Source organism: Blastopirellula marina, from assembly GCF_002967715.1.
In the GTDB taxonomy this organism is placed as follows: Bacteria; Planctomycetota; Planctomycetia; order Pirellulales; family Pirellulaceae; genus Bremerella; species Bremerella marina_B.
On record NZ_PUIA01000026.1, the window covers coordinates 251696 to 262790 of the forward strand.

The 11095-nt window shown below is 59.0% G+C and carries 10 protein-coding genes; 8 read left to right on the forward strand and 2 right to left on the reverse strand.

Features of this window, described 5'->3' with window-relative positions; genetic code table 11:
* Positions 1 to 60 precede the first annotated feature (60 nt).
* The 5 genes from C5Y96_RS09285 to C5Y96_RS09305 all read left to right on the forward strand — a co-directional run bounded on the left by C5Y96_RS09285 (position 61) and on the right by C5Y96_RS09305 (position 5849).
* On the forward strand, positions 61 to 504 hold the full coding sequence (locus C5Y96_RS09285) for a carboxypeptidase-like regulatory domain-containing protein (RefSeq protein WP_105352349.1): 444 nt from the start codon (positions 61 to 63) through the stop codon (positions 502 to 504).
* 243 nt (positions 505 to 747) lie between these two features.
* Positions 748 to 1815, forward strand: a complete 1068-nt coding sequence (locus C5Y96_RS09290; RefSeq protein ID WP_105352350.1) for a DUF1559 domain-containing protein — start codon at positions 748 to 750, stop codon at positions 1813 to 1815.
* Positions 1816 to 1956: 141 nt separating this feature from the next.
* Positions 1957 to 3300 carry an APC family permease gene (locus C5Y96_RS09295; RefSeq protein ID WP_105352352.1) on the forward strand — a complete coding sequence of 448 codons (1344 nt, stop codon included), beginning with the start codon at positions 1957 to 1959 and terminating at the stop codon, positions 3298 to 3300.
* 47 nt (positions 3301 to 3347) lie between these two features.
* Positions 3348 to 4379 (forward strand): DUF1593 domain-containing protein, encoded by a 1032-nt coding sequence (locus C5Y96_RS09300; protein WP_105352354.1) that lies wholly within the window; start codon positions 3348 to 3350, stop codon positions 4377 to 4379.
* A gap of 48 nt (positions 4380 to 4427) precedes the next feature.
* Complete coding sequence (locus tag C5Y96_RS09305; protein WP_105352357.1) at positions 4428 to 5849, forward strand: DUF1254 domain-containing protein; 1422 nt, start codon at positions 4428 to 4430, stop codon at positions 5847 to 5849.
* Here the strand turns inward: C5Y96_RS09305 and C5Y96_RS09310 are convergent.
* Positions 5846 to 6832, reverse strand: coding sequence for a glycosyltransferase family 2 protein (locus C5Y96_RS09310; RefSeq protein WP_105352399.1), 987 nt, complete (start codon positions 6830 to 6832; stop codon positions 5846 to 5848). The genes C5Y96_RS09305 and C5Y96_RS09310 overlap by 4 nt on opposite strands.
* Positions 6833 to 7470: 638 nt before the next feature.
* On the opposite strand from C5Y96_RS09310, the gene C5Y96_RS09315 reads away from it, so the two are divergent.
* The 3 genes from C5Y96_RS09315 to C5Y96_RS09320 all read left to right on the forward strand — a co-directional run bounded on the left by C5Y96_RS09315 (position 7471) and on the right by C5Y96_RS09320 (position 10227).
* On the forward strand, positions 7471 to 7983 hold the full coding sequence (locus tag C5Y96_RS09315; RefSeq protein WP_105352359.1) for a hypothetical protein: 513 nt from the start codon (positions 7471 to 7473) through the stop codon (positions 7981 to 7983).
* Positions 7984 to 8185: 202 nt separating this feature from the next.
* On the forward strand, positions 8186 to 8833 hold the full coding sequence (locus tag C5Y96_RS27315; RefSeq protein ID WP_158261155.1) for a hypothetical protein: 648 nt from the start codon (positions 8186 to 8188) through the stop codon (positions 8831 to 8833).
* Between the two features lie 29 nt (positions 8834 to 8862).
* Positions 8863 to 10227: a HEAT repeat domain-containing protein gene (locus C5Y96_RS09320; protein WP_158261156.1), complete on the forward strand. Its 1365-nt coding sequence runs from the start codon at positions 8863 to 8865 to the stop codon at positions 10225 to 10227.
* A 292-nt stretch (positions 10228 to 10519) separates the two neighbouring features.
* Here the strand turns inward: C5Y96_RS09320 and C5Y96_RS27755 are convergent.
* Positions 10520 to 11095: CvpA family protein (locus tag C5Y96_RS27755; RefSeq protein ID WP_214609073.1), on the reverse strand; the 576-nt coding region annotated here is incomplete at its 5' end.

Consider the following 11095-nt stretch of genomic DNA (forward strand, 5'->3'; position numbering starts at 1 on the left):
CCTATCCTGCCTACTACGCCCCGTTGGAGAGTTGCTGTGAGCATTCTTTGGAATCGTTCCATGCCGTTGGTCATCTGTGTCGGATGGTTGCTGCTGTCTGGCTGTACCAGTGAAGAAGCCGGCAAGCCGCTAGGTGCCGTCGTCACCGGCACGGTCACCTACAACGGGAGCCCCGTTGAAGGTGCCATGATCACCTTTCGACCAGCCAGCGAAGGGATCCAAGGGGCGTTCGCTCGTACGGATGCAGCGGGAAAGTTCGAACTATCTACGTCCAACGCTGGGACTTCCGGCGTTTCGCCTGGCAATTACCTGGTGACCGTTACCAAGACGGAAGTCCCCCAGTCGACCGCCGCTTCCGAGGACGATCCCAACTACAACCCCAACGCTAAGCCTGCCGAGCCGAAGAGTCTTTTGCCTAAGAAGTACGCCAGCGCGAAGACTTCAGGCCTCGAATTTACGGTCACCGACGGCAGCAACGAGATCCCACTTGAACTGAAGGACTAGGCCTCACGCGTCCCACTTGCCCGCTTCGATAGGTTAAGAAGGGGCAAGACCAACGGCCATTGACCCAACACTACACCACACCTATGGGTGGAAATTGAACCACAGCCCCCGTTCAGGTGTAGATTTCTCATAGTTGTTGTGTTAATTTTCTATTTGGATTCCCTGCCGCATTTGTGCTCGTTCTACGAGAAGCACGAATCACCCCTGCCATCCATTTTAAACCCTCCCCTGCGAGACTTCGTCATGCCGAACCGTCCCTCGATGCGCCGAGGTTTTACCCTCGTCGAACTGTTGGTTGTGATTGCCATCATTGGCGTTTTGATTGCCCTGCTGTTGCCAGCCGTTCAGCAAGCGCGTGAAGCGGCCCGCCGGATGCAGTGCTCTAACCAGTTGAAGCAACTCGGCCTTGCCCTGCACAACTACCACGATACCTACGGAGCGTTCGTTCCCCGCAAGCAAGGCACCAACGATCCAGGCTACGGCAGCGGCAACGATCGCTTGACCAACGCCGGTCGCGCCAGTGGCTTCATCGGCTTGTTGCCGTTCCTCGAACAGAACGCCATGTACGACAAGATCGCCGCCGGCGACTCGACCACCGCGCCCTGGGGCCCTTATCCTTGGGCCGGTTGGAGCGTCTGGGACAATGCCCCCAGCATGCTGCTCTGCCCTTCGGCCACTGCTGCTAACACACCAGCCGCGGGCGTTAACTACATGTTCAGCTCCGGCGATTCGATCTCCGGCAATCGCGACGGCACGAGCCTGCGTGGCGTCTTCCAGCGCGTTTACGGCGTGAACATGCGAGACATCACCGACGGCACGAGCAACACGATCGCCATGAGCGAACGTCTGATCACCAACTTTTCGATGGGTACCGGCGGCGCGAGCATTCCCGTTCAGCAGGGAACCGCCACCGGGTTTTCGGGGCTTTCCAGCAATCCGTCGCAGTGCGTCGCGGCTGCCAGCGGTCGGTTCTACGCCGATCCGAGCACCGTCAAAGGACGCACCGGCTGGCGCTGGACCGACGGTCAGATCGAAAAGGTCGGCTTCACCACCGTGCTGCCACCCAACGCTCCTTCGTGCATCGATGGTTCCGACACCAACGGTGACGGCAGCACCACCATCCTCCCGCCAACCAGCAACCACCCAGGCGGCGTACTGGGCTTGTTCTGTGATGGCTCGGTGAAGTTTATCACCGAGACGATCGACACCGGCGACCTGACCGCCGCTCAGACCACCAGTGCCCGCAGCCCTTATGGGGTTTGGGGAGCGATGGGCTCGAAATCTGGCGGCGAAGCTTACTCGTCGAACTAAGTTCGATGCCAATCGCTTGTTCATTTCATTTTCTGCATGACAAGTGTCGGCCAGCAATGTTAGATTCCTTGAGCGATCAGGCATTTTTTGCCTGATCGCTTTTATGTCTCCATTGCGATTAGATCGACTGGCCTGCAGCGAATGCCTTCTGAGAACAACGAAAAGCTAGGTGTGCTCTCGACCCTTTCCATCGGGATTGGTGGGATGGTCGGAGGGGGTATCTTTGCCGTAACTGGGCTAACGGTCGAAGTGACCCAAGGGGGCGCACCCACGGCGTTCCTGATCTCGGGAATCGTCGCCCTGCTGACCAGCTACTCGTATCTCAAGCTGACGCTTCGATATCCAGGCGAAGGGGGAACGGTCGAGTTCTTGAACCGGGCCTTCGGCGGAGGCGTTCTTACCGGGTCGGCAAACATCCTCCTGCTGCTGAGCTATGTCGTGTTGCTGGCCATCTATGCCTATGCGTTTGGCAGCTATGCGGCAAGCTTCTTTCCTAAACCCGATCGGGCATTCTGGCTGCACACGTTCATTTGCGTCGTGATCGTCGGCTTGTTTCTCTTGAATCTGTTCGCGTCGAAGCTGGTCATTCGGTCCGAGAACTTCTTTAATGCCGCCAAGATGGTATTGCTGCTGACATTCATCGTGTTTGGCCTGGCGACGCCCATCGAGTGGAGCCGACTCGATTTCGAGCACTACGTCTCAACCCCTGGCCTGATCGCCGGTGCCATGCTGATCTTCCTGAATTACGAAGGGTTTGAACTGATTGCCAACGCCTCCGATGATGTGGCCAACCCGAAACGCACGCTCCCTATCGCGTACCTGGGGGGAGTAGCGATCGTCATGGTGCTCTATTTTCTGATCGCGCTGATCGTTGTCGGACATCTTGGATTCGAGGAAGTGGCGCAGTCCAGCGCGCATGTCCTTTCCGTCGCGGCCGACAAGGTCATGGGCCGCACTGGCTATATCGCGATTGCGATCGCCGCCATCTTTGCCACCAGTTCGGCCATTAACGCCACCTTTTACGGTACCGGGCGACTCACCTACATCATCGCCAAGAGTGGCGAATTACCGACGGAACTCAAGCGGTCTATCCGCGGTCAGCATGCCGAAGGTACCGTCATCACCGCCGGACTGGCCCTCATCATCGCGAACTTTGTTCCCTTGGAGGCCATTGCCACCATGGGCAGTGCTGGCTTTCTGCTGATCTTCTTAGGGGTCAACGTGGCCGCGGTTCGCTTGGCGAAAGAGACCGGCGGGCGACGCTGGATTTCCGCTCTGGCTGCCCTCAGCACTTGGGTCGCCCTGGTGGTGCTTTGCGTTGAAGTCGACGAGAACGCAGCAACTCGGAAGCATCTTTGGATTCTCTTTGGCATGATCGTTCTTTCCTTTGTCATCGAATTTGTCTACCGAGGCATTACCGGTCGCGAAATTCGCCTGGCAAAACAAAAGAATCATGCTGTGAAGGGTAGTAATGAAGTAACATGAAGGCTGACCCCTTCGTCAGATCCTCTTCGATGTTCAGAAAGCCTCTCATGCGAAGCGTTGCTCTTAGCCTGCTGTGCATTTGGCTCGTTGCCGTCGCCGCAAGTCCGGTTCTTGCCCAGCAACCGCCCCGTCCGCGGCTCTTGGTGCTAACCGACATCGGGGGCGATCCCGACGACCAGCAGTCGATGGTTCGCTTGATGGTGTACGTGAATCAGTTTCGCATCGAAGGTCTCGTCGCATCCGCTTCCGGGACGCCAGGCGAACTGAAAGAAGCGATCACCCAGCCGCAGCTCATCCGCGAAATCGTCGAAGCCTACGGCCAGGTCCGCACGAATCTTGCTAAGCACGAAGCCAACTGGCCGGAAGCGAAACAACTGCTCGCCTGCATCAAGTCTGGCAATCCGCAGCGAGGGCGCAAGCATATCGGCGATAAGCACGACACCGAAGGTTCACGGTTTCTGATCGAGAGGATCGATGCCGGCACCCAGGACGATCCCCTCCACATCGCCATCTGGGGAGGCCAAACCGATCTCGCCCAGGCACTCTATCGCGTCCAGCACGATCGCACCCCGGCCCAGTACGAAGCGTTCGTCCACAAGTTCCGCGTCTACGACATCGCCGATCAGGATGGCATCGCCGATTGGATGCACGGCGAGTTCCCCGGCCTGTTCTACATCCTCAGCAAAGCCCCCCAGGGAGAAGACCGCCGCCAGGCAACCTTTCGCGGGATGTACCTGACCGGCGACATTTCGCTGACCAGCCGCGAGTGGATCGACCAGAACATCCGCTCGCAGGGACCGCTCGGCAAGCTCTATCCCACCAAGACCTGGACCAGCCCCAATCCGCACGGCTGCTTGAAGGAAGGGGACACGCCGTCGTGGTTCTTTTTCCTGCCGGCCGGCGGCAACCAGCCCAGCGATCCGGCCAAGCCCGGCTGGGGCGGCCAATACCAATTGGCGGAAGATGGCTGGTACCGCGATATCCCCAGTAGCAGTGGCGACCCGCGCGAGTCGGTCTCGCGCCACCGGCCTGACTTCCAACAGGATTTTGCCCGGCGAATGGCCTGGTGCAACGATTAGTCTCTCGATCACACTTTTCACTTTCAGCAGTACTCGGAGAAGCGTGCGATGAAGAACCTATTAGCAGCGGCGATCCTTTTATTAGCTGGTCTGATCAGCCCTGGTCTCGTTTCCGCGGAAGACCCTGCGCCGGACGATATCGCCACAGCTGAAACGGCGCTCGTCTATGGCTATCCGATGGTGATGAACTACGCTGCCGTCTACGAGCTGTTCATCGATACCACCTCCAGCCAGTACAAGTGCGGCTTCAACGAAGTCTTCAACACGGCCCACGTCGCCACGCCCGCCGATACCGCGGTCGTCACCCCCAACAGCGATACGCCATACTCTTTCTTCTGCGCCGACCTGCGTGCCGAACCGATCGTCTTCGCCGTTCCTGAGATCGAAAAAGAGCGTTACTTCTCGGTGCAGCTAATCGATTTCTACACCTACAACTACGGCTACGTCGGCAGCCGCACCACCGGCAACGGCGGCGGCAAGTACATGGTCGCCGGCCCTCACTGGAACGGCGAGAAGCCCCCAGGCGTCGATAAGGTATTCCGCTGCGAAACCGACTTCTCGATGGCCATCATCCGCACCCAGTTGTTCAACCCCACCGACATCGATAACGTCAAGAAGATTCAGCGCGGCTATCAGATCTTGCCGCTCTCGACCTTCCTGGGCGAGCCTGCCCCGGAAAGCCCTCCGCAGATCAACTGGCCCAAAATCGACAAAGAACTGGCCACCCAGGATCCGTATGCCTACCTGGCGTTTCTCTTGCGTTTCTGTCCCACGGTCGGTCCGGCCAAAGTGGAAGAGCCGCTGCGGGCCCAGTTCATGAACATCGGCATCGAAGCGGGCAAGCCATTCCCTTGCTGCGAACTGACCGAAGGCCAGAAAGCGGCGCTGAAGCTTGGCGGTGAAAAGGGACTCGCAGCCATCAAGGCGAAAGTCGCCAACATCGGCACGGAAATGAATCATTGGCGTGTTACCGCCGCGTTCGGAGATCGCGCGTTCTTCGACGAAGACTGGGCGCTGCGCGCCGAGGCCGCCATGGCTGGCCTGTACGGGAACGACGCCGAAGAAGCGACCTATCCGCTAACCGTCGAAGACGTCGACGGTCACCCGCTCGATAGCAGCAAGCAAAACTACACCCTCACGTTCGCCGCCGGCGAGTTGCCACCGGTCAACGCGTTCTGGTCGGTCACCATGTACGACGGCAAGACGCAGCTCTTGATCGAGAACCCGCTTAATCGCTACTTGATCAATTCGCCTATGCTGCCAGAACTGAAAAAGAATGCCGACGGCTCGCTGACCATCTATATCCAAAAGGATTCGCCTGGCAAAGAGAAAGAAGCCAACTGGCTGCCGGCACCTGACGGCCCCATCTACATGGTCATGCGGCTTTACTGGCCCAAGACCGAAGCCCCCTCGATCCTGCCGCCAGGCGAGGGAAGCTGGAAACCACCAGGCGTCGTCAAAGCCAACTAAGCGGCCTGACGTCGCATCTTGATCGACTGTGGACTATCGGCATCGAAGTTTGTCAGGCTCCGCACGGCGTACGAATCGTTCCCGTTGGAGGCGTAATAGATCCGGGCATTCACTTCACCCAGCAGCCCCATGCCGAACATCTGCGAACCGAGGATCGTGCTCAGCACGGCAAACAGCAGCAGCGGGTTGCCGGTCATATCGACCCCGCCAATCAGCTTCATGCCGATGGTCGTCATCACGCTCAAACCGGCAATGCCCAGACAGGCAAAGCCCATTCGGCCGAACAGCTTCATCGGGCTGGTAAAGAACTGCTGCATGTAGGCGACGGTCAATAAGTCGAGCACTACCCGCGTGGTGCGGCCAATGCCGTATTTCGTTTGACCAAACCGCCGGGCATGATGCCGCGTAACGACTTCCACGCACTTCGCCCCGCGCTGATGCGCCAGGATGGGAATGAAGCGGTGCATCTCGCCGTACAGTTCCAACTCGACAGCAATCTCGCGGCGGATCGCCTTGAGGGTGCAGCCGAGGTCATGAATCGGAAATTTGGTAACCTTCGAGATCAGCCAGTTGGCGATCTTCGAGGGGAGCTTGCGATTGACGAACGCATCCTGGCGATTCTTCCGCCAGCCATGCACCAGGTCGTACCCTTCGTCGATCTTCTCGAGCATCATCGGAATGTCTTCCGGATCGTTCTGCATGTCGCCATCCAGCGTGATCACCACGTCCATCGACGCGTGCTGAATGCCTGCGTGCATGGCAGCCGTCTGGCCATAGTTGCGGCGAAACTCCACCACCTTCACATGCGGATCAGTCGCGGCCACTTCCTTCAGCTTGGCCGTCGAACCATCGCTGGACCCGTCGTCGACAAACAAAATCTCATAGTCCCGCCCCAGGTTCGCTAGCACCGCGTGCAAGCTGCTGTAGAGCAGAGGAATGGTCTCGATTTCGTTGTAAACAGGAACGACAACGGAAACGCTCATAATGGCAAAACCCGCGTGAAACTCGAAGAAAACAGGGGCCACCGCCAGAATCAAAAGACCCCGACGCAGCCCAATCCGCGGGGATGTTAGCAAAGGGAGGCTTTCGGGGGCAAGGCGAGTCCTGGCGGTACAACCAACTCTCCGGGGTGCCACGGAAGCAGGTTGAAAAATAAACCGAAATCCCTAACCCCAGCCTGCCTGCTGGCTTAGCACTGGCAGGCCGGGGGCCTGGGTGTACGGGCTCAAATTTGTGCCTTCACATAGACACACCATGCCTGTAAACTTGTACACATCCCGCGAGTCCTGCTCGACTCTGGGGATTCACCCCAACTTCTATGTGGGTGTGCGACAGCGGTAACCCTACAAACACCGGTTGCCTTTCATTTCGAATGCCAACCAACCTCTTTGTGCTGGGTATCGGGTGCCACGCCCAAGTCCGCTTGGGCGTGCGAAGCAGGTACCAGCTAACCACCAGTCATTGGTGTGAATTGTTTCAACTTCCAAGACACCCTCAAGAAGACTTGGGCGTGGCCCCCGGATTGTTGAATTCCACGTTCTCAACCAACGATTGACGTAATTCCTTTGTCATCACACGCGCCGCCGCGCGCACCGTCTCCTTTCACCGAAAGCCAAACCCCATGTCCCACGAACACGAAATCCCCGAGCGTCTCACTCGCGAGTGGCTCGAGCAGGCTACCACCGCCCAGGTGATTGCCTGCATTAAAAGACGGCACCAGCAAATGCGTGACCGACTGCAAGAGAAGCAGCAAAAGATCGAACGGCTACGGCAAGAGCTGGCCACAATCCAAGCGGCCAGCACCGAACCGCCGCCAGTTGCAAAGCAACCAGCACCAACGCCCGTCGAATCAATTCCCGGGTGCCACGTCCAAGTCCGCTTGGGCGTGCAAACGAGGTACCCGCCTACCACCGGTCATCGGTGTGACTCATTCCAACTTCCCAGGCACGCCCAAGCGGACTTGGACGTGGCACCCGGATTCTTGGGGTTCAGTCCACTAAAACGCAGGGCGAAACCACGTACACTGCTGCGCCCACCGATCAGGCGGGCCACGCGTGGACGTCCCAGGGACCCTTGCGCGATCCTGGGCAGCAGTGCCTGGCGGAACCGCACCGATGCACGCGAACCGCCGTGACCATTCTGCCCCCTCTCCCCGCCGGAGCGAGGGTACAAGAGGGGGATTGCGCGCCTACTTCATAAACCTTCTGAGAATTTACGGCACGCCGACCGGAAAATACTTGTTTTACCGTACTTCGGCGACTTAACTGAATGGTTCTCCCCAAGTTACGTCGTATGCTTGGTAGACATACGATGCGATCGAAATGAAGGACGCTGCGATGAGATTACTCCTGGTGATGGCATGTTGCACTATCGCAACATCTTCTGCTTTGGCTCAAGACTATGGTGTGCCGGTCGTGCCGCTGTACGGCGACTATGGCCATGCTTCCACGGCGGCCGAAGGGGCCCTGGATGGAATGGCCAATGTGGTCAGCGCCCAGGGTTCGTACAACCTGCAAACCTCTCAGGCGGCAATCAACATGACCCAGGCCCAGAGCCAGGAGATTGCCAACCATCAGCAGTACGCCAACACCTACTTCCAGATGCGGGCCCAGCGCGACGCCTACGAGGCGAAGAAGCACCCGCGTCCGACTGAAGAACAGCTGGTGCAGCTGGCCCAATCGGAAGCCCCCAAAGGCCTTCCCGACGGCAGCGTCAACAAGGAAACCGGCAAGCTCAACTGGCCGCTCCTACTGCAGTACCCCGAGTTCGCTCCCCAAGAGAAAACCGTCGAAGGCCTACTGACCAAGAAGACAGCCAACGGCATGCTCGGTGCTCAGGACACCCAGCAGTTTACCCAGGCGGTCGAAGAAATGGCCGTCACCCTGAAGCGCGGCATCACCAAGGTACCGCCGCAGCAGTACATGGAAGCCTACACGTTCCTGAACAAGCTGCTCTACTCGACCTGCCAGACCCAGTTGCCGTAGTCAAACGTTTTGCTTTGGAGATCCCCGTCGTGATTCGACATAACACCCTATTCGTATTAGCTGTCCTGACTTCGGCTACCTGGTACTCGTTCGCCGCCGCAGAAGATGCCGCCAAGCCATCGGTCGAGGCCCTCATTCAAGCCACCGCCAGCGAAGACGCCACCGTTCGACGTGAAGCGATCGCCGCGCTGGTGGCCCTCAAGCCAGGACCGGCCGTCACAATCCCGCTGTTCACCAAACTGCTGGAAGATGCCGACCCCGCCGTGCGGCTCCGCGTGATGAATGCAATTGCCGATGCTGGCCCCGCGACCGTGCCCGGCTTGATCGAAGCGCTGAAGAACGACAAAGCCGCCTTCTGGGCGTGCTTGATCCTCCGCGACCTGGGCCCTGCCGCCGCCGATGCCGCCCCGGCCCTGGCAGGCCTCGTCGAAAACGGCCAAGGCGAAATCCGCCGCGAAGCACTGTTGGCCCTGGCCACCATGCCTGCCGCCGCCGAGAAGTACACGCCGGTCATCACGAAGTGCCTGGATGACGAGCAGTTGGAGATCGCCGCGATCTACACCTTGGGCCGCATCGGCAAGCTGCCGAAGGAAACAGCCCAGCGGCTAGTAGCCGATGCCCGCGGTGAAGGCCTGAAATCGCTGGTCAGCCTGTGGGCCCTGGCCCGGTCGAATCCCGACAACCAAGAGCTGAACCAAGCGGCCATCAAACGCCTGGCTGCCGGCTTGAATTCCCCCTATCCACTGGTTCGCGCGATGGCATCGCAAGGACTCGTTTCATTGAAGGCACCTCCTGAACTGCTCAAGGCCGCGCTGCAGAAAGACCTGAGCATGGCCGAAGAACCGGTCGTGCGTAACGCGCTGAACGTGTTGGCGTCGATGGGCCCCGATGGGGTCGAGCTGCTTACCGAAGCGCTGAAGCACCCCAGCGTTCAGTACGACGCGATCGTCATCATCGGCGACCTGGGCCCGAAAGGGGCACCTGCGGCCGCCGCGCTGGGCGAGCTGATCGAAAGCGACAATCTGCGGGTCGCCAACCAGGCCGTCGTGACGCTGGGGCTGATCGGTCCTGCTGCCAAGTCGGCTGTGCCGCAGCTGACCAAGGCGCTCGAATCAGGGCAGGGCTCGATCGTTCACAACTCGGCCTTGTCGCTGGGTCGCATCGGCCCGGATGCCAAAGCCGCAACTGCCACGCTGGGCAAAGTGATGGAAAGCTCGGACGATCCTTCGCTGCAGATGCTGTGTGCCTGGGCACTGGTCCACATCGATGGCCAATCGGAAGCGACCCAGCAGAAGGTCGCCCCGGTCATCGCCGCCGCCGCCAAGTCGGACAACCCGGTCCTGCAGAAAGCGGCCGGTGAACTCTCGGCCAAGCTGAACAGCAGCGGCAACTAGGTCCTGGCGAGTTGTCGGTGTGACTCATTCAAACTTCCCAGACACGCCCAAGCAGACTTGAGGGTGTCCGATAATTCAAATCGTATAAACCCCCGAGAAAATGGGCATACCAGAAGCACTCTAGCGACGGGTTCAACCAATAGGAAACTCGCTGATTGCTAAACGGCTATACAGTATGCTTTTTCCGGAATTGAATTATCGGACACCCTCAAGCAGACTTGGGCGTGATACCCTGTCTTTGTCGGTGGGCTTCTGCCGAATCGCGCACGAAGGCATGCCTCTGGCATCTAACTCAGTCCTCACGTTCCTTCACCACCGGATTGCCGGTCCACCGGGCGATGGCCCGCAGTCCCTGGAATGAGAAGACCGTGACGACGATCATCGTGATGCAGAAGCTCAGGCCGCCGGCTTTGCCAGCGTCGAACCCTTGGCCGTTCGCCCAATCGCTGACCACGATGTACGCGAAGTACGCGGCGAACCCGCCCAATAGCAGCGACCCAAGTGCCACGACCCAGCCTACCGGCGTGAAGCTGCTGAAGTCGATATCGAGTTGATTGATCCACCGGCCAAAGCGAGCCGGGGCGCTGTGATCTTCGTCGTCAGGGATCATGCAGAAGAACTCGCGAAGAGGATGAAAAGCCGTTCGCCTCGTAGTATGCGAATCCGTTCGAGACGGATCAAGCGTTTCCTCGATTTTGTCGGCAGCGACAAATCCTTTGCCTTGCCGGTCGCATTTCCGTAGGCTGTCGGAACACCTACACACCTTTTTCTCCTCCACACTCGGAGAACTTGTCATGCGATGCGCGCTGCTTTGGACGTTGGCCTTGGTACTGGGATTTTCCACAACGGCTTGGGCCCAGTTTGGCGG